The 23329-nt window shown below is 48.0% G+C and carries 19 protein-coding genes; 15 read left to right on the top strand and 4 right to left on the bottom strand.

Features of this window, described 5'->3' with window-relative positions:
- Positions 1-45: 45 nt before the first annotated feature.
- The 6 genes from rpoC (at position 46) to CEW91_RS10900 (ending at position 9749) form a co-directional block, all read left to right on the top strand.
- On the top strand, positions 46-4281 hold the full coding sequence (rpoC, locus tag CEW91_RS10925; protein WP_088769009.1) for a DNA-directed RNA polymerase subunit beta': 4236 nt from the start codon (positions 46-48) through the stop codon (positions 4279-4281).
- Between the two features lie 206 nt (positions 4282-4487).
- Positions 4488-4862 (top strand): 30S ribosomal protein S12, encoded by a 375-nt coding sequence (gene rpsL, locus CEW91_RS10920; protein ID WP_006956845.1) that lies wholly within the window; start codon positions 4488-4490, stop codon positions 4860-4862.
- A 76-nt stretch (positions 4863-4938) separates the two neighbouring features.
- Positions 4939-5409, top strand: coding sequence for a 30S ribosomal protein S7 (gene rpsG / locus CEW91_RS10915; protein WP_088769007.1), 471 nt, complete (start codon positions 4939-4941; stop codon positions 5407-5409).
- Between the two features lie 30 nt (positions 5410-5439).
- Positions 5440-7566: an elongation factor G gene (gene fusA / locus CEW91_RS10910; RefSeq protein ID WP_088769006.1), complete on the top strand. Its 2127-nt coding sequence runs from the start codon at positions 5440-5442 to the stop codon at positions 7564-7566.
- Positions 7567-7626: 60 nt separating this feature from the next.
- Positions 7627-8811: an elongation factor Tu gene (gene tuf, locus CEW91_RS10905; protein WP_088769004.1), complete on the top strand. Its 1185-nt coding sequence runs from the start codon at positions 7627-7629 to the stop codon at positions 8809-8811.
- Between the two features lie 143 nt (positions 8812-8954).
- The gene (locus tag CEW91_RS10900; RefSeq protein WP_088769002.1) at positions 8955-9749 is read left to right on the top strand and encodes an ABC transporter substrate-binding protein; all 795 of its coding nucleotides are present in this window, start codon (positions 8955-8957) and stop codon (positions 9747-9749) included.
- A 3-nt stretch (positions 9750-9752) separates the two neighbouring features.
- Here CEW91_RS10900 and glsA read toward each other — a convergent pair whose 3' ends face one another.
- The 3 genes from glsA to uvrA are packed head-to-tail and all read right to left on the bottom strand — an operon-like array spanning position 9753 to position 13937.
- Positions 9753-10709 (bottom strand): glutaminase A, encoded by a 957-nt coding sequence (gene glsA, locus CEW91_RS10895; protein WP_088769000.1) that lies wholly within the window; start codon positions 10707-10709, stop codon positions 9753-9755.
- The gene (locus CEW91_RS10890) at positions 10699-11106 is read right to left on the bottom strand and encodes an acyl-CoA thioesterase (protein WP_088768998.1); all 408 of its coding nucleotides are present in this window, start codon (positions 11104-11106) and stop codon (positions 10699-10701) included. Before CEW91_RS10890 ends, glsA begins: the two co-directional genes overlap by 11 nt.
- 11 nt (positions 11107-11117) lie before the next feature.
- Entirely contained in the window at positions 11118-13937 is a 2820-nt protein-coding gene (uvrA, locus tag CEW91_RS10885) for an excinuclease ABC subunit UvrA (RefSeq protein ID WP_088768996.1), read from the bottom strand.
- A 131-nt stretch (positions 13938-14068) separates the two neighbouring features.
- Here uvrA and CEW91_RS10880 point away from each other — a divergent pair, with 131 nt between their 5' ends.
- Complete coding sequence (locus CEW91_RS10880; protein WP_088768995.1) at positions 14069-15448, top strand: MFS transporter; 1380 nt, start codon at positions 14069-14071, stop codon at positions 15446-15448.
- 1 nt (position 15449) lies between these two features.
- Positions 15450-15986, top strand: a complete 537-nt coding sequence (gene ssb, locus CEW91_RS10875) for a single-stranded DNA-binding protein (RefSeq protein ID WP_088768993.1) — start codon at positions 15450-15452, stop codon at positions 15984-15986.
- A 76-nt stretch (positions 15987-16062) separates the two neighbouring features.
- On the opposite strand, the gene CEW91_RS10870 is transcribed toward ssb, so the two are convergent.
- On the bottom strand, positions 16063-17289 hold the full coding sequence (locus tag CEW91_RS10870; RefSeq protein WP_088768991.1) for an adenosine deaminase family protein: 1227 nt from the start codon (positions 17287-17289) through the stop codon (positions 16063-16065).
- Between the two features lie 102 nt (positions 17290-17391).
- Between CEW91_RS10870 and CEW91_RS10865 the strand changes: the two genes are divergently transcribed.
- From CEW91_RS10865 to mshL, 7 genes are all read left to right on the top strand, one after another.
- A complete protein-coding gene (locus CEW91_RS10865; protein ID WP_088768990.1) occupies positions 17392-17973 on the top strand; it encodes a thymidine kinase in 582 nt (193 codons plus the stop codon).
- Between the two features lie 55 nt (positions 17974-18028).
- Entirely contained in the window at positions 18029-19063 is a 1035-nt protein-coding gene (gene pyrC, locus CEW91_RS10860; RefSeq protein WP_088768988.1) for a dihydroorotase, read from the top strand.
- Between the two features lie 192 nt (positions 19064-19255).
- Entirely contained in the window at positions 19256-20101 is an 846-nt protein-coding gene (locus CEW91_RS10855; RefSeq protein ID WP_232506965.1) for a Type II secretory pathway component, read from the top strand.
- The gene (locus CEW91_RS10850) at positions 20098-20700 is read left to right on the top strand and encodes a PilN domain-containing protein (RefSeq protein ID WP_088768984.1); all 603 of its coding nucleotides are present in this window, start codon (positions 20098-20100) and stop codon (positions 20698-20700) included. The genes CEW91_RS10855 and CEW91_RS10850 overlap by 4 nt, the downstream gene beginning before the upstream one ends.
- A complete protein-coding gene (locus CEW91_RS10845; RefSeq protein ID WP_088768982.1) occupies positions 20697-21329 on the top strand; it encodes a Type II secretory pathway component in 633 nt (210 codons plus the stop codon). The genes CEW91_RS10850 and CEW91_RS10845 overlap by 4 nt, the downstream gene beginning before the upstream one ends.
- Positions 21322-21657, top strand: coding sequence for a general secretion pathway protein GspB (locus CEW91_RS10840; RefSeq protein WP_088768981.1), 336 nt, complete (start codon positions 21322-21324; stop codon positions 21655-21657). Before CEW91_RS10845 ends, CEW91_RS10840 begins: the two co-directional genes overlap by 8 nt.
- A complete protein-coding gene (gene mshL, locus CEW91_RS10835; protein ID WP_088768980.1) occupies positions 21654-23327 on the top strand; it encodes a pilus (MSHA type) biogenesis protein MshL in 1674 nt (557 codons plus the stop codon). Before CEW91_RS10840 ends, mshL begins: the two co-directional genes overlap by 4 nt.
- The last annotated feature ends 2 nt before the right edge of the window (positions 23328-23329 follow it).

The raw sequence follows: 23329 nt of genomic DNA, 5'->3' as shown, positions 1-23329 counted from the left end.
GTGATGTTCACTCCCCATAGGTTGAACTCCGACAGGAGATAAATCGTGAAAGACTTGTTGAAGCTTTTAAAGCCGACGAATCAAGCAGACGAATTTGACGGAATTCGTATTGCTTTGTCTTCGCCAGATATGATCCGTAGTTGGTCGTATGGTGAAGTCAAAAAGCCAGAAACTATTAACTATCGTACGTTCAAACCAGAGCGTGACGGGTTATTCTGTGCGCGTATTTTTGGTCCAGTAAAAGACTACGAATGTTTGTGTGGTAAGTACAAGCGTTTGAAACACCGCGGTGTTATTTGTGAGAAGTGTGGCGTTGAAGTCACCTTAACCAAAGTGCGTCGTGAGCGTATGGGTCACATTGAGCTAGCAAGCCCAGTGGCACATATCTGGTTCTTGAAATCACTGCCATCTCGTATTGGCCTAATGCTGGATATGACCTTGCGTGATATTGAACGGGTGCTTTACTTTGAATCTTACGTTGTTACAGAGGGCGGTTTAACGTCTTTAGAACAAGGTCAGATTCTTACTGAAGAAGAATACCTGGACGCATTGGAAGAGCACGGCGACGAGTTCGATGCGAAAATGGGTGCCGAAGCGGTACTTGATTTACTGCGAGCTGTCGACATTGACGCTGAAATTCAAACCTTGCGCGAAGAGTTACCAGAAACTAACTCTGAAACTAAGCGTAAGAAAATCAGCAAACGTTTAAAACTGTTAGAAGCCTTCCAAATGTCTGGCAACAAGCCAGAATGGATGATTCTGAAAGTACTGCCTGTTCTACCACCAGACTTACGTCCGTTGGTACCATTGGATGGTGGTCGTTTTGCTACGTCTGATTTGAACGACTTGTATCGCCGCGTTATTAACCGTAATAACCGTTTGAAGCGCCTATTAGACTTGGCTGCTCCGGATATTATTGTACGCAACGAAAAACGTATGCTGCAGGAGGCGGTTGATGCCTTATTAGATAACGGTCGTCGTGGTCGTGCTATTACTGGTTCCAACAAACGTCCTCTGAAGTCTTTGGCTGATATGATCAAAGGTAAACAAGGTCGTTTCCGTCAGAACCTTCTTGGTAAGCGCGTTGACTACTCAGGTCGTTCGGTTATTACCGTTGGTCCTAAGCTCCGCTTACACCAGTGTGGTCTTCCTAAAAAGATGGCTCTGGAGCTGTTCAAGCCGTTTATCTACGGCAAATTGGAGCGCCGGGGCTTAGCAACAACCATTAAAGCAGCTAAGAAAATGGTTGAGCGCGAAACCGCAGAAGTTTGGGACGTTCTGGATGAAGTGATTAAAGAGCACCCGGTATTGCTTAACCGTGCGCCAACACTTCACCGTTTAGGTATTCAGGCGTTCGAACCGGTACTGATTGAAGGTAAAGCGATTCAGTTACACCCATTGGTCTGTGCGGCATATAACGCCGACTTTGACGGTGACCAAATGGCGGTTCACTTGCCGCTGACGTTGGAAGCTCAGCTAGAAGCGCGTGCGTTGATGATGTCCACCAACAACGTGCTTTCACCAGCAAGTGGTGATCCAATCATCGTGCCTTCTCAGGACGTTGTACTGGGTCTTTATTACATGACCAAAGAGAAGATCAACGGTAAAGGCGAAGGCATGATCTTCAAAAGCCCGTCTGAAGCTGAAAAAGCTTACCGTAATGGTGATGTAGAGCTGCATTCACGCGTAAAAGTGCGTATTACGGACACAACCGCTGATGAAGACGGTAACCGTACGACGAAAACAGCCGTGCGTGATACCACCGTAGGTCGTGCATTGTTGTCGCTCATTATGCCAGAAGGCTTGCCGTTTGAGCTTATCGATCAGGCTATGGGTAAAAAGCCAATCGCCCGTATGCTGAACCAGGCGTATCGTAACCTGGGTCTGAAAGACACGGTTATTTTTGCTGACCAAATCATGTACACCGGTTTCCATTATGCGATGGTTTCAGGTGCATCGGTTGGTATCAACGATATGGTTATTCCTGAAGCGAAGAAAGAAATTGTTGCAGCGGCAGAAGAAGAAGTTGCTGAAATTCAGGAGCAGTTTGAGTCTGGCTTGGTAACCGCTGGTGAGAAATACAACAAAGTTATCGATATTTGGTCCACGGCTAACGAGAAAGTCTCGAAAGCGATGATGGATAACTTGTCGAAAGAAGTTGTCACCAATAAAGACGGTAAAGAAGAAGAGCAGGCATCGTTTAACTCTATCTTCATGATGGCGGACTCAGGTGCTCGTGGTAGCCCCGCGCAGATTCGTCAGTTGGCCGGTATGCGTGGTCTGATGGCTAAGCCAGATGGCTCAATCATCGAAACGCCTATCGTTGCGAACTTCCGTGAAGGTCTGAACGTACTCCAGTACTTCATCTCGACGCACGGTGCTCGTAAAGGTCTTGCCGATACCGCATTGAAAACAGCGAACTCGGGTTACCTGACTCGTCGTCTGGTCGACGTTTCTCAAGACGTCGTTATCATGGAAGAAGACTGTGGTACGCACGACGGTCTGACAATGAAACCATTGATTGAAGGTGGTGATGTTGTAGAGCCGTTGCGTGAGCGCGTGCTCGGCCGTGTCCTTTGTGACGACGTTCTTAAGCCAGGTAGCGAAGACGTGCTGTTACCGCGTAATACGCTGCTTGACGAGAAGAATTGCGACATTCTCGAAGAAAACTCTATCGATGAAGTTAAAGTCCGCTCGGTTATTACTTGTGACACGGACTTTGGTGTCTGTGCGCACTGTTACGGTCGTGACTTGGCTCGTGGCCATATGGTTAACCAAGGTGAAGCGGTTGGTGTTATCGCAGCACAGTCAATTGGTGAGCCGGGTACACAGCTGACCATGCGTACCTTCCACATTGGTGGTGCGGCGTCGCGTGCAACGGCTGAGAACAGCGTACAGGTTAAAAACTCAGGTACTATCAAGCTGCACAACGCTAAATGGGTTGTAAACAGCGATAAAGAGCACGTAATTACTTCTCGCTCGACTGAGTTGACACTTATCGACGAATACGGTCGCGAGCGTGAGCGTTATAAAGTGCCTTACGGTGCGGTCTTGAAGAAAGGTGAAGGCGACGCAGTTGAAGGCGGCGAAACCGTTGCTAACTGGGACCCGCATACGCACCCAATCATTACCGAGGTGGAAGGTCGCATCAAGTTCGTCGACCTAATTGATGGCGTTACTATGACGCGTCAAACCGACGAGCTAACCGGTCTTTCAAGCATCGTTGTGCTGGAAACAGGTCAGCGTACCAGCGCCGGTAAAGATATGCGTCCAATGGTTAAGCTGGTTGATGGTAAAGGTAACGATGTTAACATCGCCGGTACCGATATTCCTGCGCAATACTTCTTGCCAGGTAACGCAATCATTAACCTTGAAGATAACGCCGAAGTAAAAGTCGGTGATACCTTGGCCCGTATTCCGCAGGAAGGCTCGAAAACTCGAGACATTACCGGTGGTCTACCGCGTGTTGCTGACTTGTTCGAAGCACGTCGCCCGAAAGAACCTGCGATTCTTGCAGAGAAGACGGGTACGGTCTCGTTCGGTAAGGAAACGAAAGGTAAGCGTCGCTTAATCATCACACCTAACGACGGTGGTGATCAGCACGAAGAAATGATTCCGAAATGGCGTCAGCTTAACGTGTTCGAAGGTGAACAGGTTGAGAAAGGTGAGGTTATTGCTGATGGTCCAGAGGCACCACACGATATCCTGCGTCTGCGTGGCGTAAGCGCTGTAGCGAACTACATCGTGAACGAAGTTCAGGAAGTTTATCGCTTACAGGGCGTTAAAATTAACGATAAGCACATTGAAACGATTGTTCGTCAGATGCTGCGTAAAGCGTTAATTCTGCGCGCAAACGATACCAACTTGCTGGAAGGCGAAATGGTTGAAATGGCGGAAGTCCTGGCTGCGAACGCAAAAGCGGAAGCGGAAGGCAAAATGCCGGCAACCTTCGAACGTCAGCTCTTGGGTATTACCAAAGCGTCACTGTCGACAGAGTCGTTCATTTCTGCGGCATCGTTCCAGGAAACAACGCGTGTCCTGACCGAAGCGGCCGTTGGTGGACGCAAAGACAGCCTGCGTGGCTTGAAAGAAAACGTTATTGTAGGTCGCTTAATTCCTGCCGGTACCGGTTACTCGTACCACAAGGAGCGCATGCAGCGCCGTGTGGAAGAGTTGGAAATTGAAGAAGCTCCGACAATGACTGCAGAGCAAGCTGAACAACAGTTAGCTGACGCTCTTAACGCAGGAAATGAGTCGCCAAAAGACGATTCTGCTGAATAAACAAATACGGTTTTAGCCTATTTGTACAGAAGCCAGTACTGATTATAGTGCTGGCTTCTTTTTTATAACCTTGACAGGTGAAAATATGACCATTAGAATTTCGGCTCCCGATTTTCGGGATCCGGCTTTTTATGGTCGGGAAAAAGCGATTTTTCACGCACATTGTGCGCGCTAAAAAGCGACATCAACTAAACTAGGAGTAATGAATGGCAACAGTTAATCAGCTGGTGCGTAAAGGCCGTCAAAAGCCCGTTGTGAAGAGCAACGTTCCGGCTCTTGAAGCGTGCCCTCAAAAACGCGGAGTATGTACCCGTGTTTACACCACAACCCCGAAAAAACCGAACTCTGCAATGCGTAAAGTTTGCCGTGTTCGTTTAACCAACGGTTACGAAGTATCTTCGTACATCGGCGGTGAGGGACATAATTTACAAGAACACTCAGTCGTACTGATCCGTGGCGGTCGTGTAAAAGACTTACCAGGTGTTCGTTATCACACCGTTCGTGGCGCACTTGACTGTTCAGGTGTTAACGATCGTAAACAAGGCCGTTCTAAGTACGGCGCGAAACGGCCTAAGTCTTAACGGTTCTCCGTTAGTAAGGCCAAACTGTAATTCATAAGTTTTGGGTAATACCCTGAATTAATCGGAGAATATTGAGATGCCAAGAAGACGCGTCATAGGTCAACGTAAAATCCTGCCGGATCCTAAGTTCGGATCAGAGTTGTTGGCTAAATTTATCAATGTCGTCATGGTTGACGGCAAAAAAGCAGTCGCTGAAAAGATTATCTACGGTGCACTGGACATCCTGGCAGAGAAGTCAGGTAAAGATCATCTGGACGTTTTTGATGATGCACTAGAAAATGTGCGTCCTACCGTCGAGGTTAAATCTCGTCGCGTTGGTGGTTCTACCTACCAAGTTCCAGTTGAAGTTCGTCCGGTACGTCGTAACGCACTGGCTATGCGCTGGTTAGTTGATGCAGCGCGCACCCGTGGTGAAAAATCAATGTCGCAGCGTCTGGCAGCTGAAATGCTAGATGCATCAGAAAACAAAGGGTCAGCTGTGAAGAAACGTGAAGACGTTCACCGCATGGCTGAAGCAAACAAAGCGTTTGCTCACTATCGCTGGTAAATTCACAGTTAACCTAGAAAGGAGTTTATTGTGGCTCGTAAAACTTCCATTGAGCGCTATCGTAATATCGGTATCTGTGCTCACGTAGACGCTGGTAAGACAACCACAACAGAGCGTGTGTTGTTTTATACTGGCTTGTCTCACAAAATTGGTGAGGTGCACGATGGTGCAGCCACCATGGACTGGATGGAGCAAGAACAAGAGCGTGGTATTACTATCACCTCAGCAGCAACGACCTGTTTCTGGCAGGGCATGGACAAGCAGTTCCCTGAGCATCGTGTCAACATCATCGATACTCCGGGACACGTTGACTTCACAATCGAAGTAGAACGTTCTCTGCGTGTTCTTGACGGTGCTGTCGTTGTATTGTGTGCGTCTTCAGGTGTTCAGCCTCAAACAGAAACTGTTTGGCGCCAAGCGAACAAATATGAAGTACCACGTATGGTATTCGTCAACAAAATGGACCGTGCAGGTGCCGACTTCTTGTCAGTTGTTGATCAGATGAAAACACGCCTGAACGCCGTTGCGGTTCCAATGCAATTGCCAGTAGGCGCGGAAGACAACTTCCGTGGTGTTGTTGACTTGATCAAAATGAAGTTCATCAACTGGAACGAAGAAGACATGGGTACGTCTTTCACTTATGAAGACATCCCTGCTGATATGGTTGACCAGTGTGAAGAATATCACGCAGAGTTGGTTGAAGCTGCGGCCGAAGCTAACGAAGAGCTGATGAACAAATACCTTGAAGAAGGTGAGTTAACAGAAGCTGAAATCAAAGAAGGTCTTCGTGCGCGTACATTGGCGAACGAAATCTGCTTGGTAGCTGCTGGCTCAGCGTTCAAAAACAAAGGCGTTCAAGCAGTACTGGATGCGGTTATCGAGTACTTACCGTCTCCGACGGAAGTTAAGCCAATCACTGGTATTTTGGATGATGAATCAGAAGGTGTGCGTAAATCATCTGATGATGAACCTTTCTCAGCGTTGGCATTTAAAATCGCAACCGACCCATTCGTTGGTACGTTAACCTTCGTCCGCGTTTACTCTGGTGTTCTTAATCAAGGTGACGGTGTCGTCAACCCTGTTAAGAATAAGAAAGAACGCGTTGGTCGTATGGTACAGATGCACTCAAACAGCCGTGAAGAAATTAAAGAAGTTCGCGCGGGTGACATTGCTGCACTTATCGGTCTTAAAGACGTGACTACTGGTGACACTCTGTGTGATCCAAACAACAAGATCATTCTTGAGCGTATGGAATTCCCAGAGCCGGTAATCTCGGTTGCTGTTGAACCAAAAACTAAAGCTGACCAAGAAAAAATGGGTATTGCTTTAGGTAAGTTGGCAGCAGAAGATCCGTCGTTCCGTGTTAAAACGGACGAAGAATCTGGCCAAACCATCATCTCAGGTATGGGCGAGCTTCACTTGGATATCATCGTTGACCGTATGAAGCGTGAGTTCAAAGTTGAATGTAACGTGGGTCAGCCTCAGGTTGCATACCGTGAAGCCATTCGTAAGCCGGTTGAAATCGAAGGTAAATTCGTACGTCAATCCGGTGGTCGTGGTCAGTTCGGTCACGTATGGCTGAAACTTGAGCCGATGACCATCGAAGAAGATGATGACGGTGAAGATATCACTTATGAATTCGTTAACGAAATCGTTGGTGGTGTGGTACCGAAAGAGTACATCCCAGCTGTTGATAAAGGTATTCAAGAGCAGATGGAACAAGGTGTATTAGCTGGCTACCCAGTATTGGGTGTTAAAGCAACCTTGTATGATGGCTCTTACCACGACGTTGACTCGTCAGAAATGGCGTTTAAAATCGCTGGTAGCATGGCCTTCAAAAAAGGTGCAATGCAGGCGGACCCAGTTCTTTTGGAACCACTAATGAAAGTGGAAGTTATTACTCCAGAAGAGTCTATGGGTGACGTTGTTGGTGACTTAAACCGTCGCCGTGGTCTGATCGAAGGTATGGAAGAAGCACCTGGTGGCTTGAAAGCTGTCAACGCGGTTGTTCCACTGTCTGAAATGTTCGGTTACGCAACTGACTTGCGTTCACAAACTCAGGGTCGTGCATCTTACTCGATGGAATTCCTGAAGTATGGTGAAGCACCAAACAACATCGCTGAAAAAGTGATGGCTGAGCGTAACGCTAAAGATTAAGTAAGGTCTGGTCCGGTCTTACACAGGACCGGGCTTTCAACTTAAATTTGAGGATATATCATGTCTAAAGAAAAATTTGAACGTTCGAAGCCGCACGTAAACGTCGGCACCATTGGTCACGTTGACCACGGTAAAACTACACTAACTGCTGCTATCACAACTGTTTTGGCAAAAGTTTATGGTGGTGCGGCGAAAGACTTCGCAGCCATCGATAACGCGCCAGAAGAGAAAGAGCGTGGTATCACTATTTCAACGTCACACGTTGAATATGACACACCAACTCGCCACTACGCGCACGTAGACTGCCCAGGGCACGCTGACTATGTTAAAAACATGATCACCGGTGCTGCACAGATGGACGGCGCAATCCTTGTTGTAGCGGCAACTGACGGTCCAATGCCACAGACTCGTGAGCACATCTTGTTGTCACGTCAGGTTGGCGTTCCTTACATCGTTGTCTTCATGAACAAATGTGACATGGTTGACGATGAAGAGCTGTTAGAGCTGGTAGAAATGGAAGTTCGTGAGTTGTTGTCAGAGTATGACTTCCCGGGCGACGACCTGCCAGTAATCCAGGGCTCAGCACTGAAAGCGCTGGAAGGCGACGAAGAGTGGGCGAAGAAAATTGTTGAGCTAGCAGACGCGCTTGACAACTACATCCCAGAGCCAGAGCGTGACATCGATAAGCCATTCATCATGCCAATCGAAGACGTATTCTCGATTTCAGGTCGTGGTACAGTTGTTACCGGTCGTGTCGAGCGCGGTATCGTCAACACTGGCGACGAGTGTGAAATCGTTGGTATGAAAGAAACGCAAAAAACCACTGTTACAGGTGTTGAAATGTTCCGTAAGCTGCTTGACGAAGGTCGTGCAGGTGAGAACATCGGCGCGTTGTTGCGTGGTACTAAGCGTGACGAAGTTGAGCGTGGCCAGGTATTGGCGAAGCCAGGTACAATCACTCCGCATACTAAGTTCGAAGCGGAAGTTTACGTACTGAGCAAAGACGAAGGTGGCCGTCACACGCCATTCTTCAAAGGCTATCGTCCACAGTTCTACTTCCGTACAACTGACGTAACAGGCGCAGTAGAATTGCCGGAAGGCGTAGAAATGGTCATGCCAGGCGACAACCTGAAATTCGTTGTAGAGCTGATTGCTCCAATCGCAATGGACGAAGGTTTGCGTTTCGCAATCCGTGAAGGTGGTCGTACTGTAGGTGCAGGTGTTGTATCTAAGATCATCGACTAATACGGTTTCAGTATCGTATACAGAGCCCGGCTTTATGCCGGGCTTTTTTATAGCTGTTTAACAGCTCATCTTTACAGTTCTTGACATTGAAGCATCAAAAGTGAAAGATGAAATGTCATGATCGTTATTAATAACCGTAAAGTATGGGGCTTTTGAGTCGTTTTTTACTGCTTTTCGCAGCATTATTCTACAGTGGGGTTTTAGCAGCACAGACAAAGGTCTATGTTGCGGCTTACGACTACCCGCCTTATTTTTCCGACATTCTGGAAACCGATTTAACCCGCGAGCTGGTTAAACGCCTTAATGAGCATCAGGACAATTATGAATTCATCATCGAGGTGATACCTCCATCTGGGCGTTATGAAGCGCTAAGCGTCGGTGGTTGCTGCGATGCCATATTTTTTGAGTCGCCAAGTTGGGGCTGGCGAAATCACGATGTAGAAATTGAAAAAACTTTTCCATTAGTTCGTGGAAAAGAGCGGTTGGTAGCGGCTAAGAAAGCTGGTAGAACACAGTCATTTTTTAACAGTTATGAAGGCAAACGGTTTGCTGGCGTTAAAGGTTATCATTATTTAATTGCCGGAGAACTGAAAGCATCTGACGAGCTCAAGCAAGAGTATACGGTTTACCTCGCCGACTCCAGAATAACGAATATTCGAATGGTTTTAGGTGGTCGAGTTGACCTAACCACGGTTAACGACGAGTTATTGGCAGCGTTGGACGGTTCTCAGCAAATTAAAGTGGAGAACTTATTGCTGGCCGAGAGCACCGACTTTCAGTACGAACTTCACTTACTGGTTGGGCCCTCTAAAAAAATTGAAGCATCAACGTTACAGCGGATGTTGAGTGAATTAGGCCGAAAGGGTGAAATTGATCGGCTTTTTCGACGCTTTAATATGGAACGATTCCAGCTATATCGCCCGTCGACAATTCGCTAGCAACTAATAAACACTTAAGCCCAGTTTGTTGGCAACTTCCCGTACCATAAACATGCCGCGAGCACTGTTTCCAAACTCGTTTAAACGAGGGCTCCAGGCAGAGATTACGCCGAAATCCGGCACTACGGCAACAATGCCGCCACCGACTCCGCTTTTCGCTGGTACGCCAACGGTAAACGCGAACTCGCCGCTTTGGTCATACATACCACTGGTGGACAGAAGCGCATTAATGCGTTGTGAGTCACGTTTGGACATAATTTGCTTTTTCGAGAACGGGCAAACCCCGTCATTTGCCAAAAACGTAAATGACCGAGCCAAGTTTTCACAGGACATAGAAAGCGCGCACTGCCAGAAGTAGTGATCGAGCAACTCTTCAACGTCAGAGTCAATGTTGCCGAAGCTTTTCATTAAGTGAGCTAATGCGGCGTTGCGGTGTCCGTGGTCTTTCTCTGATTCATGCACTTCATGGTCAGCGTACACGGCTTCATTACCACAAAGGCTGCGTACCAAGCTTAAAACGGCATTTTTACTTGCCGAGTAATGGCTAACAAGGACATCGCTGATCAAAATAGCACCAGCGTTAATCATCGGATTACGCGGTATGCCTTTTTCCCACTCAAGCTGCACAATTGAATTAAAAGCCTGACCCGAAGGTTCCATTTTCACACGATCCCATAATTCATCTCCAAGTCGCTCCATGGCCAGCATAAGACCGAAAATTTTTGAAACGGATTGAATAGAAAATTGGGTTTGGGTATCGCCAACAGTGAAAGTTTCGCCATCAAGTGTTGCCAGTGTCAGTGCGCATTGCTCAGGGTCAACCGCAGCAAGGGCGGGTATGTAATCCGCCACCTTGCCGGTTTTTATTGTCATCGCCTGCTCGTAAATGTCCTGTAACAGGCGGGTTAAGTCGTCAGGCGCATGTATGTGCTGCCCGCCGCTGACAATATCACGCGTCAAGAGGGTGCTCCGGATGCGTTATTGTTGCAAGTCTTTCTCGTATATCCTGAGGTAGCTTCACTGAACACTCCTTCTGATAATCGAAATAAACTAATACCGACTTACCTTTAGCGCACAGTTTGTCTTTTTGCCAAACTTCGGTGGTAATATCAAACGAACTGCCGCCCATTCTGGTGACATAAGTATTTACTGTAACTGGGCTACCAAAGTAAATGGGAAACAAATAGTCCACCTCCAGTCGCGCCACGATTAAACTTTGGGTTTCTGGCGACATTTCACCAAAAAACTCGAATATTGGCAGCCGGCCGGTCTCAATCCACCCGGGGATGACCGTATTGTTTACGTGGCCTAGCGCGTCGGTTTCATAAAATCGAACTTTAAAGTCTTCCGATAACATACTGCTTCCTTTTATTTTAGCATCGGCTTCAAGAAACGGGCCGTATGCGATTGTTTGTTTTCACAAATGGCTTCCGGTGTTCCCTCGCAGAGTATCTCCCCGCCACCTGAACCGCCTTCGGGACCAAGATCAATAATCCAGTCGGCTGTCTTAATAACATCTAAGTTATGCTCGATAACAACAACGGTATTGCCATGATCACGCAGTCGATGAATCACTGCCAGTAACTGTTTTATATCGTGGAAATGCAAACCAGTCGTTGGTTCGTCCAAAATATACAGTGTCTTACCAGTGTCGCGCTTAGACAGCTCGCGCGACAGTTTAACACGTTGTGCCTCACCGCCTGAGAGCGTGGTTGCTGATTGGCCTAAGCGAACGTAGGACAAACCGACATCCATGAGCGTTTGCAGCTTACGAGCAATGGCTGGAATTGGGTCGAAGAACTCACGAGCGTCTTCTATGGTCATTTCCAGCACTTCATGAATGTTTTTGCCTTTGTACTGAATTTCTAACGTTTCACGGTTGTAACGTTTGCCTTTACAAATATCACAAGGCACATAGACATCTGGCAGGAAGTGCATTTCAACTTTAATGACGCCATCACCCTGACATGCCTCACAACGACCACCGCGTACATTAAAGCTAAAGCGGCCCGGTTTGTAGCCACGTGCCCGCGCTTCAGGAACACCAGCGAAAAGCTCGCGAATAGGCGTGAATATGCCGGTATACGTTGCCGGGTTTGACCGTGGCGTTCGGCCAATCGGGCTTTGGTCGATATCAACAACCTTATCCAAATACTGGAAACCGTCGACGCTTTCACAAGGTGACGGAACATCGGCTGTTGCGCCATTGAGCTCCCGGTGCGCAATTTTAAATAAGGTGTCATTGACCAGTGTTGATTTACCTGAGCCTGAGACCCCAGTCACACACGTCATAACGCCCAGCGGCAACGTCATGGTGACGTCTTTTAAGTTATTACCACTGGCACCTTTTATCACCAGTTGGCGATCATCTGGTTTATGTCTTTCAGCAGGCACATCAATCAGTTTACGGCCTGACAAGTAGTCACCAGTTAGTGAGTCTTTACTTGCTATTATATCGTCCACGTTGCCCTGAGCGATAATCTCACCACCGTGAACACCAGCGCCCGGGCCTATATCAATGACGTGATCGGACTGACGAATTGCGTCTTCATCGTGTTCTACGACAATAACCGTATTACCTAAGTCCCGCAGGTGCGTCAGGGTATTTAACAAGCGTTCATTGTCGCGCTGATGCAGACCAATACTGGGTTCATCAAGAACGTACATAACACCGACTAAGCCGGCACCAATTTGACTGGCTAGGCGAATTCGCTGAGCTTCGCCTCCGGATAAGGTTTCTGCACTGCGAGATAGACTCAAGTAGTTAAGGCCTACGTTCACCAAAAAGCGCAGGCGGTCGTTAATTTCTTTAAGAATTTTCTCAGCTATTTGAGCACGCTGACCTTCCAGGTCTAATTGCTGGAAGAAGGCCATAGCGTCACCAATGGACTGCTCGACCACTTCCGGTAAGGTCACATTGTTAATAAATACGTGGCGAGCCTCGGTGCGCAGGCGTGTGCCATGACAACTCTTACAAGGTTGTGTTGCAACGTACTTCGACAGCTCTTCGCGAACCGCTTGAGACTCAGTTTCGCGATAGCGGCGTTGCATGTTCGGAATAATGCCCTCGAAGGCATGCTCGCGGACGACTTTATCGCCGCGGTCATTCATATAAGTAAATTTTATCTCTTCTTTACCGCTGCCGAACAGAATGATATTCCGAATCTCTTCCGGTAAGTCTTTAAAGGGCTCAGACAGCTTAAACCCATAATGCTTAGCCAGTGACTGAAGCATTTGGTAGTAATAAAAATTACGTTTATCCCAGCCGCGAATGGCGCCACCAGTTAACGAAATTTCGTCATTAACAATCACTTTTTGTGGATCGAAAAACTGTTCAACGCCTAAGCCGTCACACGTCGTACAAGCACCCGCCGGGTTGTTGAATGAAAACAGGCGAGGTTCTAGCTCCTGCATACTGTATCCACAATGCGGACAGGCGAAATTCGCCGAGAACACTAAGGTTTCTTCGCCGCCTTCCATTGGCGCCACTAGCGCCGTGCCGCCACTCAGCTCCAACGCGGTTTCAAACGATTCGGCTAAACGTTGTTCCAGTCCTTCGCGGACTTTAAAGCGGTCTACCACCACCTCAATGGTGTGCTTTTTCTGAAGTTCTAGCGGAGGCGGGTCGCTTAAGTCGCAAATTTCACCGTCGATACGTGCGCGGATAAAGCCTTGCAGCGCTAAATTTTCTAAGACCTTTAAATGCTCGCCCTTGCGGTTTTGAATAATGGGAGCCAATAACATGCGCTTCTCGCCTTCTGGCGCATCCAGCACTTTGTCGACCATTTGCGATACGGTTTGTGCAGCCAGTGCCACGTCATGCGTTGGACAGCGAGGCTCACCAACACGTGCGTACATTAGGCGCAGGTAGTCATAAATTTCGGTAATGGTACCGACCGTGGAGCGAGGATTGTGAGACGTCGACTTTTGCTCAATTGAAATCGCGGGAGACAGACCCTCTATGCTGTCAACGTCGGGTTTTTCCATCAGTGACAAGAACTGTCGAGCGTAGGCCGATAATGACTCAACGTATCGACGCTGACCCTCAGCATAGAGCGTGTCAAACGCTAACGACGACTTGCCTGAACCGGATAAGCCGGTAATGACAATAAGTTTGTCACGGGGTATCGTCAGATTGAAATTTTTCAGGTTGTGCGTGCGCGCACCGCGTACTTCAATGTTTTCCATAATTCCCGTCTGTTTTGCAGTTGATATTCAACTTGTAGGAAGTCGACAACAAAACGCCATTATCGCACAGTGTGTGCCTTCTGGTACAATATCCGCATGATTCATTTTGATACTAGCGCGAACGCAGTAACATGACGCAACACTCGCTCAATAAGACTGAACGAAAAGCCGCTTTCTCACTGGCGTCTGTATTTGGTATACGGATGTTAGGGCTGTTTTTGATCATGCCGGTATTGGCGGTTTACGCACAAGCCTATCCTGACTACTCACCGCTTCTGGTCGGTGTCGCGTTAGGGGCTTACGGACTCACCCAGGCTATTTTGCAAATTCCGTTAGGTATGGCGTCCGACCGTATTGGTCGAAAGCCAGTTATCATCGGTGGTCTGGTGGTGTTTATACTGGGCAGTATTGTTGCCGCATTGGCAGACAGCCTGATCATGGTGAGTGTTGGTCGCGCGCTTCAGGGCGTTGGTGCGATAGCCGCCGCCATTCTGGCATTAGCAGCTGACCTCTCGCGTGACGAACAGCGCCCGAAGGTTATGGCGATTATTGGTATGTGCATTGGCCTGGCGTTTGCTATTTCGTTAGTTGTTGGACCGCTATTAGGCGGCGTAATCGGCTTGTCGGGGCTGTTCTGGTTTACTGCGGCTACCGGCGTGTTAGGTATATTGGTGCTCGTTATGAGTGTGCCTGATGTGGTCACAACATCCGCACGGCGAGAGTCTTTGCCGGTCGCTTCGGAATTGAAAAAACTACTGAAGCATAAACAGCTCTGGTGCCTGAATACCGGTATTTTTGTACTTCATGCCATTTTAACGGCCTGGTTTGTGACGATTCCCACTCAACTGCAAAGTGCGGGGTTTGAGAGTCAAACACACGCTTGGTTTTATTTGCCGACACTGGCCGCGTCAGTTGCATTGATGGTGCCAATGATTATTCGCAGTTCGCGTAATAACAGCTCAGTACAATGGTTGCGGGCGTCTATCGCTATTTTAATTTTGTCATTGGCTTCGGTGTTTTATGCCGGTAACTCAGCAGTTTGGCTGGTGGTCGCGTTGGTGGTTTTCTTCACTGGCTTTAACTTTATTGAAGCCAGTTTGCCGTCGCTACTAACACGTATAGCGCCTGCCGGGAGTAAAGGCAGTGCGAGTGGCATCTATTCAACCAGCCAGTTTTTAGGCGCATTTGTCGGCGGTGTTGCAGGCGGTTGGGTCTTACAAAACTATCAGACATCGGGCATTGTGGTATTCTGTTTGATCTTGCTACTATGTTGGTTTGTTATCAGCTTCCTGATGAAGAACCCGGAAAGCGTCACCAGCTTGTCAGTATCAACACCAAACCTTACGAAAGACAAAGCTGTAAGCCTAAGTGAGCAGTTACTAACCGTTGCAGGTGTGAAAGAGGCGCGCTGGGTCGAAGACGATCAGGCAACGTATTTAAAAGTCGATAAAAAAGCGTACGATGAAAAAGCAGTGAATGAACTGCTCGGTGCATTAAGAACAGGAGAGTAAAATGGCCAGCCGCGGTGTGAATAAAGTAATTCTAATTGGTAACCTGGGTGCGGACCCGGAAGTGCGTTATACCCAGAACAGCACAGCGATAGCCAACCTATCTATTGCGACCAGTGAAACCTGGAAAGACAAGCAGACCGGTGAGCCAAGAGAGCAAACCGAGTGGCACCGTTGTGTGGCGTATCGCCGTTTGGCAGAAATTGCGGGTGAGTACCTTAAGAAAGGTTCTAAAGTTTATGTTGAAGGACGTTTGCAGACACGCAAATGGACCGGTCAGGACAATGTAGAGCGTTACACGACTGAAATCGTTATCAACGAAATGCAGATGCTTGACTCTCGTGGTGGTCCTCAAGGTGGCCCGCAGGGCGGACCTCCTCAAGGCCAGGGTTATGGTGGCGGACAACAAGGTGGGTACGGTGGTCAGCAACAACGCCCGGCACCACAACCGTCTCAACAGAGCCAACAGCCTCAGCAGAAGCCTGCTGAACCAGCACCGTTTTCACCGGATACGGATTTTGACGACGATATTCCGTTCTAACCAGAAATAAAATTAAAAGTGTATAAAGTTTACTATATAAAAGCCGCACTGAATGCGGCTTTCTACTTTCTATGAGCTATTCGCTGAGTCCAAACTGCTCGACTACCTTGTCAAAATACGCCAGGTTCTGCTTGGCGTATTCACGCTTCTCAACATAACGTCCCGGGAAAAAGTTCTTTTTAAAGCCGTAAGCGACAATGTCCTTTAAGCGTTTCAATGAAATATCAAAGTTATCCAGTGCCAGTTGGTATTCGTTACTGACCGTTGTGCGAGACACCAAACGGTTGTCGGTACAAATAATAGTGGCTAAACGATTGTCCAGCATGTGCTTAAAGTTATGATTTTTAATGTCACCAATAGCTGGGTTTGTTTGTAAATTACTGGTTAAACATACCTCCACTGCAATGCGGCGGTCAGCAATATAAGAAGCCAAACTCTCACCGTAGGCTTTGGGGTCCTCAATGGACGGATCCTCGGTCATTTCTGGCGAGAACAATGAATATCCGTGACCCAGTCGGTCAGCATGACATTTGGTTAACGCTTCAAAGATACTCTCCGCGCCATAAGCTTCACCCGCATGCACGGTTTTCAGTAAAAAGTTCTCGTGCGCGTATTCATACACCTCTTTAAATTCACCGGCGGGGTAACCAATTTCCTGACCGGCAATGTCCAGTCCAACTATCGGCATACCTTCTTCGTCGCGCATGCGAACGCTGGCGCGCACTAAATCCATTGCTGCCGTTTTAATCACTTGCATCGGTTCAAAGTCGCGCATCAACTGAAATATTTGTGTGTAATAGGGCGAAAATCCTTTTTTGCCGAACATGCGCATGGCGCAGTTAATAATGCCGTAGTCAAACGGAGGCTTATCGCCGTTTTTAACGTCCGAACGATTGTTGTACTCTTTCTTCGCCCGCGATAAGCCGTCATTAACCACGTGCATAATGGTATCGAAGGTAACGCCCTTACTCGGATCCATCAGTAGCTGCGGCGCGAACCGAACCTCTATGTAATTAACGCCTTCTTCCTGATTATCAACCGCCAATTCATAAGAGGCTTGCTCTAAGTTTTCGAGGTCACGCAGTACCGCGCAGGTGTACTGAAAGCCATTGAGATATTCACCCAAATTGTTGTAGTGCGACTTAAATACCTTTTCGAACAAGCCTTCTTCGGTATAGCTGGGAAGTTCAATACCCGAGCGCTTTGCCATATCGACAAGGCTACTGGCACGTAAGCTACCGTCTAGGTGCAGGTGCAAGTCTGCCTTGGGAATGGCTTTAATAAATTCGGGGGAGTAGTGCATGGGAAGAGCTCCTGAATTGCGTTGCTTTGTCACATTTTGGCATAAAATCGTGCTAATCTCTGCATCAATTCCGACAGCGTATTAAAAATAACAAGAATAGAAATGGCTTCACTTTATTTCACCTACTCCGCCATGAATGCGGGTAAAAGCACGTCATTACTGCAAGTAGCGCATAATTATGAAGAGCGTGAGCAGCATGTCTTGCTAATGACGCCGGCGGTCGACGATAGAGCCGGGCACGGCAAAATCGCATCACGTTTAGGTATTGACCGCAAAGCACTGTCTTTTACCCATAAGTGCGACTTAACCGAGCTTGTTCGACAGGAGCATCAGCGTAAAGCAATTGACTGCGTTTTGATTGACGAAGCCCAGTTTTTAACCGAGCAACAAGTTTGGCAATTGACGACCCTGACTGATTCCGATGACATTCCCGTTATGTGTTACGGCATTCGTACCGATGCCTTTGGTAGCGCATTTCCGGGCAGTGCGGTGTTATTGGCCGTTGCCGACAAGCTTGTGGAGATGAAAACCATTTGCCATTGCGGGCGCAAAGCCACGATGTCGTTGCGAGTTGACGAGCAGGGGAATGCGGTTCGCATGGGGCAACAAATAGCCATAGGCGGCAACGACCGTTACGTGTCTTGCTGCCGAAAGCACTGGAAAGAGGCCATGCAGCTGCGCTAACAAGCGACGGAATAATACGCTACAATAGGGCATCATTTTTCAGTGGCGTATGACTATGCAAACTTTCACAATTCCAACCCCCGATGACTGGCACTTGCACCTGCGTGACGAGGCGATGTTAGCAACCACCGTACCGGCTTCCGCAGCGGTGTTTAACCGCGCGGTTATTATGCCCAACCTAGTGCCGCCGGTAACAACCGTTGAAGCAGCGATGGCTTATCGTGAGCGCATACTAAAGCAGCTGCCGGAAGGACAAACGTTTCAGCCTATGATGGCACTTTACCTTACTGCTGAAACGACACCCGGTCTGGTTGCCGAAGCGGCTGTCAACGAGCATATCATTGGCTTTAAACTGTACCCGTCTGGGGCAACAACCAATTCCGCGGCCGGGGTTAAGTCGGTTGACGCGCTGGCACCAGTGTTGGAAGCCATGCAGCAACACGAGGTACCGCTGTTGGTGCACGGCGAAGTAACGGATGCCGACGTGGATATTTTCGATCGTGAGAAAGTTTTTATTGACCGCCATTTACGGCCTATTACTGAAAAATTCCCCCAATTGCGTTTGGTACTGGAGCATATTACCACCGCAGACGCAGTTGCCTTTGTTGAAGAGTCGTCTGAGTATGTGGCTGCAACGATGACGCCACAGCATTTGCTCATGAACCGCAATGACTTGTTGGTGGGCGGTGTTCGTCCACATAATTATTGCCTGCCTATTTTAAAACGCCGCTCTCACCAAATGGAGCTGCAACGAGCCGCCTTATCGGGGAACCCTAAATTCTTTTTGGGAACCGACTCTGCACCACATACACAAGACAAGAAAGAAACCGCTTGTGGTTGCGCGGGCTGTTACTCGGCGCCAGCCGCTATTGAACTCTACGCTGAGTTTTTCGATGCGCATGGTGCGCTGGATAAGCTGGCCGACTTCGCCAGTGGCTTTGGTGCAGACTTTTACCGTATGCCAAGAAATACCAGCGAATTGACTCTGATTAAAGAGCCTTGGCAGGTGCCGGCAACGGTGGATACCGCAAATGGACCTATGGTGCCGTATTGGGCCGGTGAACCGCTGAACTGGCAAGTGAAGCGTTAGTGACGGCAGACCTTAGAAAAACGGGTTATGACATTAGTTATGTTTGTGTGTGTGCAGTGCATTTTATAATGTGCTTTACAACGATTCTGATAAGATGCTGTAAAAATAATTAAAAGGTGTTGCCGGGTGTTTGGATTTACGCAACAGAAACAAAATGCTCATCACGTTTGCTTCCAAATTACGCAAAAAAGTGTGCGTTTATTAGTCGCAAAAAGTCACGCAGGGAAGTGCGAGCTCATTGTGAATGACCAAGAAGACGCGACTCCCGGCAGCCTTATTGAAAAAGCAGTTCATATTCTTAAAAAATACAAGCGTCTTTCGTTAAAAGATGCCTCGGTATCATTGGTATTAGGTTCTGATTGTTATGAGTCTGTGCTGGTTGATCGACCGATGGTCGATCCGGAAGAAATCGCTGAAAGTTTGAAGTACAGCTTAAATGATCTGGTTTCGTTATCTGCCAGCGATATTGTTGCGGATTATTATGAATTTCCAGAACAACCAACCGGTCAGGATAAGATTGTAGCGGTAGCCGCAAGCAAGAGTTTACTGAGACCTTGGGTGGACTTTTTTGCTGAAAGCGACTTGTCGTTAGTCGCCATTACCGTTTCTGAACTGACGTTGCCTAGCCTAATTAAGCCGCCCGCACATCCGGAAATGGTCATTTATCAAACCCAGGAAGGGCATTACCTAACTCAAATTTACACCTCGAAGGGACTGTTGTTTACGCGTCTTTTGCGTGGTGTTGCTGCGATAGACGCTTATACCGAAGAGGAAATAGAGGCGGGAGCATTGGAGCCGCTGGCGACGGAACTGCAACGATCAGTCGATTATTTCGAGAGTCACTTAAGGCAAGCACCCATAAAGCACATTCATATTGCCATTGAACATGTAAAGCCAGGGGTTGTGGTAAAAAATGTATCGCAAATGCTGGCGGTCGAGTGCGACGTTTACCGTTATCCGCAGTGGACGCAAGAATTAATAGAAGGTGATTTTACAGACTTGCCTGGCCTCGCCGTATTCGAGGAGTTGCGGGTATGAAGCAAAGCGTTAATTTATATCGGGGCGACTTGGTACCGGTCCAACAGCGGCTCACACTTGCTAAATTAGCGACAGGGCTGGTTGCCTTGGTGGTCGTGGTTTTTACATTAATGATTTTTTCCGGTTGGCAACACAGTCAGACACGAGGTACAAATAATGAGCTGACAGAGCGACTTAATGTCGCCAATAATCAACTGACGTCTTTACGTGACCGTTTAAGTAACCGTAAACAGAGCCCTGAACTGGTCTCTAAGAAAGCTGAGTTGCAAGCTTACATTCAGGATGCACGAACGTTTCGACAAAGTATCAGTGACTTTGAAGCGTCTGAGTCCTCGGCGGTTGCTTCATTATTGAGTGAGCTGTCGGACATTACTCCACAAGGCGTTTGGTTAGAACGCTTTGGGCTAGACGGGGAAAAGATATATCTAAAGGGTTACGCAACGGATACAGAAAAGCTAGTGTCATGGATGGATAAGTTTGACGAGTCCGAATTATTAGCTAGTAAACGCTTTGCGGTTGTTGAACTGTCACGTAGCGAAGAAGGCTACCAGTCTTTTCAACTGCGTACCGAAAGACGTGAGGAGCCAGCAGAAGAATGAACCGTTGGCAGTATTTAGAAGAAAGTTTTGGCACGCTCCCGGCACGACAGCGAGTCATGATAGCGGCTGCCGCTGTTTTGCTGACAGTGTTGCCAATGCTGAGCTACGTCATAATGCCGGATCTGGAGAGAGCTGCAGCTCTTAGCGCTGAAAATAAACGTTTGAATCAGCAAATTGAGCAGGTTCTTTCGGCGGTGGGTGAGCTGGAAGGCGAGTTCGATGAGGACATTAACGAGCCGCTAAGACAGGAGATAAAGCAACTGCAGATGTCGGCAAGTAATGCGCGGCAGTCGGTAGAAAATAGTGCAACCTTACAAGAAGTTTCGCAGCGCAGAGAATTTCTGAACAGCGTTTTGAATACGTCGGACGCTTTAGAAATACAGAGTTTGACCGCTAAAGAGCCGCGTAAAGTCTTTGAAACAGGAAGTATTGCACTTTATGAGCATGCGGTAGAAGCTGTATTTACTGGTACCTATTTTGACGTTTTAGCGTTTGTGAGAGCGCTGCAAAGCCAGCACCCAAATGTCATTTGGGCTCACTTTGATTATCAGGTTAAACGTTACCCCCAAGGGCAGATAACTCTGGAGTGGCATTTGCTGAGTACCGACAAGGAGTTTATCAGTGGTTAAATGGTTAGGTGTTGTTCTGATATTGTTGGTAGGGTCGGTTACAAGCGTCAGTGCCCAGAAAAAGGACCCAACACGGCCGCCTGTGAATGTGGAGCCGTCATTAGCATTGGCTGAAGTTGCGGATATTCAGCTGACACAAATTATCTATTCTGACGTTAAGAAACTGGCCATTATTAATGGTACGCCTTTGCGAGAGGGCAATACCATTGCCGGTTTTACGGTGTCAGAAATATTACCGAATAAAGTGAATTTAAACCGAAGTGGTGAGCGTATTACGTTGAATGTTTTTCAGCCGCTAACGGAGTTGAAGTCGGGAGCTGAACAATGAGAATACTATTGCTGGCAATGGGTGTCGCCTTAGCGGGATGCGCGTATCAACCGGGGTATACTCCAAATAAACAAAAGGAAGCCATGACGCCCGACAGTCAAGCTAACGCAGTGGCGCCGGCGCGGCAGGAAGGCATGCCAACGGCGGTCAGTGAGTACTTACGTCAAGACGTTAGTGCGCAGCAGCAACAGGGTATTGAGCTTCTCGAAGAAGACCGTTTTGTGCTGCAGGCGGAGGATATTGATGCGAAACAATTCTTCTATGGTTTGGCCGCTGATACGCCTTATAACATGCTGGTACATCCGGACGTTTCAGGCTCTATTTCACTGAGCCTTAAAGACGTGACGCTCAATGAAACCTTGAGTGCGGTTCAGGACATTTATGGTTTTGAGATTCGCCGTCAGGGGAGAACCATTCAGGTTTACCCCGCGGGTGTGCGTACAAAAACGTTCTCGCTCGATTACTTGTCGTTAAAACGCTTTGGCATGTCGCAAACGGAAATATCCGGCGGTGGCGTGAGCGAAGAGCGCGATAATAATCGCTTTGGGGGAAACAACCGCAATAACTCAAGTGCCGTAAACTCTAATGGAACGCCACTATTCGGTGACGAGAACGGTAATTACAATCGTACAAGTCAGCAGCTTCAAGGCAACGGCTCCAGCATCAACACTCAGTCTGAAACAGACTTGTGGGGCGATCTAAAAGAAGTGATTGAGGGCATTATTGGTGGCGGCAATGTCGTTTTGTCACCGCAGGCGGGTATTGTCAGCGTTACGGCTTCACCAGATAAGTTACGAGCGGTGGGTGACTTTATTGACACTCTTGAAAGTCGTTTGCAACGTCAGGTGATACTGGAAGCCCGGATCATAGAGGTGACTCTGAATGACGGTTATCAGCAGGGGATTAACTGGAGTGATTTGGCATCGGGTAGTGCGGGTTTTGATGTCGAATTTAACGGCGTTACGCCAAGTAATGCGACCTCCGCAGCTATCGGTGGTTTGTTTGGCCTTAGCTACAGTGATGAAGCGAATGGCTTTAACGGCATGATAGAAATGCTGCAAACCCAAGGCACCGTGCAGGTTCTGTCTAACCCACGTGTTAGTGCCTCAAATAACCAAAAAGCCGTTATCAAAATTGGCGAAGATGAATACTACGTAACGAACGTCGACTCTACGACGAACCTTGCCGGTGGCAGCGGCGCCGCTGTATCCAACTCAAATGTCGACTTAACGCCGTTCTTCTCCGGGATATCGTTAGATGTTACCCCGCAAATTAGCGACGACGGTGAGGTCATCCTTCACGTACACCCGTCAGTTGTTGAAACAGAAGAGCAACAAAAAGTCATTACCTTAACCGATGGTGAGCTCGTATTGCCGCTGGCGCGCAGCAATATCCGCGAATCAGACACTATTGTTAAAGCGCGCAATGGTGAAATTGTTGTACTGGGCGGCCTCATGCAAACTGTGAATTCAGAAGAAGTGGGTAAAGTGCCGCTTTTGGGTGATATTCCACTGCTAGGTGAGCTTTTTACGAACCGTCGTAATCGTCAGGAGAAAAAGGAGTTGGTGATCCTGTTGAAACCAACCGTGGTTGGAGTTGATACCTGGCGCGATGAGCTTAAACGCTCTCGTGAGCTGTTGAATGAATGGTTTCCGGATATTGAGCAATAGCG

Origin of the sequence: Idiomarina piscisalsi (assembly GCF_002211765.1) — a bacterium.
Taxonomy (GTDB): Bacteria; Pseudomonadota; Gammaproteobacteria; order Enterobacterales; family Alteromonadaceae; genus Idiomarina; species Idiomarina piscisalsi_A.
Note: the sequence above shows the minus strand (reverse complement) of the source record. Positions and strands in the feature narration are given on the sequence as shown.

Excerpts from the sequence above, each read along its gene's own strand:
- ssb (WP_088768993.1), top strand. The coding sequence starts at position 15,450 with ATGGCCAGCCGCGGTGTGAATAAAGTAATTCTAATTGGTAACCTGGGT.
- rpsL (WP_006956845.1), top strand. The coding sequence starts at position 4,488 with ATGGCAACAGTTAATCAGCTGGTGCGTAAAGGCCGTCAAAAGCCCGTT.
- CEW91_RS10850 (WP_088768984.1), top strand. The coding sequence starts at position 20,098 with ATGAAGCAAAGCGTTAATTTATATCGGGGCGACTTGGTACCGGTCCAA.
- CEW91_RS10890 (WP_088768998.1), bottom strand. The coding sequence starts at position 11,106 with ATGTTATCGGAAGACTTTAAAGTTCGATTTTATGAAACCGACGCGCTA.
- mshL (WP_088768980.1), top strand. The coding sequence starts at position 21,654 with ATGAGAATACTATTGCTGGCAATGGGTGTCGCCTTAGCGGGATGCGCG.
- rpsG (WP_088769007.1), top strand. The coding sequence starts at position 4,939 with ATGCCAAGAAGACGCGTCATAGGTCAACGTAAAATCCTGCCGGATCCT.
- CEW91_RS10865 (WP_088768990.1), top strand. The coding sequence starts at position 17,392 with ATGGCTTCACTTTATTTCACCTACTCCGCCATGAATGCGGGTAAAAGC.
- CEW91_RS10900 (WP_088769002.1), top strand. The coding sequence starts at position 8,955 with ATGGGGCTTTTGAGTCGTTTTTTACTGCTTTTCGCAGCATTATTCTAC.
- tuf (WP_088769004.1), top strand. The coding sequence starts at position 7,627 with ATGTCTAAAGAAAAATTTGAACGTTCGAAGCCGCACGTAAACGTCGGC.
- CEW91_RS10870 (WP_088768991.1), bottom strand. The coding sequence starts at position 17,289 with ATGCACTACTCCCCCGAATTTATTAAAGCCATTCCCAAGGCAGACTTG.
- uvrA (WP_088768996.1), bottom strand. The coding sequence starts at position 13,937 with ATGGAAAACATTGAAGTACGCGGTGCGCGCACGCACAACCTGAAAAAT.
- pyrC (WP_088768988.1), top strand. The coding sequence starts at position 18,029 with ATGCAAACTTTCACAATTCCAACCCCCGATGACTGGCACTTGCACCTG.
- CEW91_RS10880 (WP_088768995.1), top strand. The coding sequence starts at position 14,069 with ATGACGCAACACTCGCTCAATAAGACTGAACGAAAAGCCGCTTTCTCA.
- CEW91_RS10845 (WP_088768982.1), top strand. The coding sequence starts at position 20,697 with ATGAACCGTTGGCAGTATTTAGAAGAAAGTTTTGGCACGCTCCCGGCA.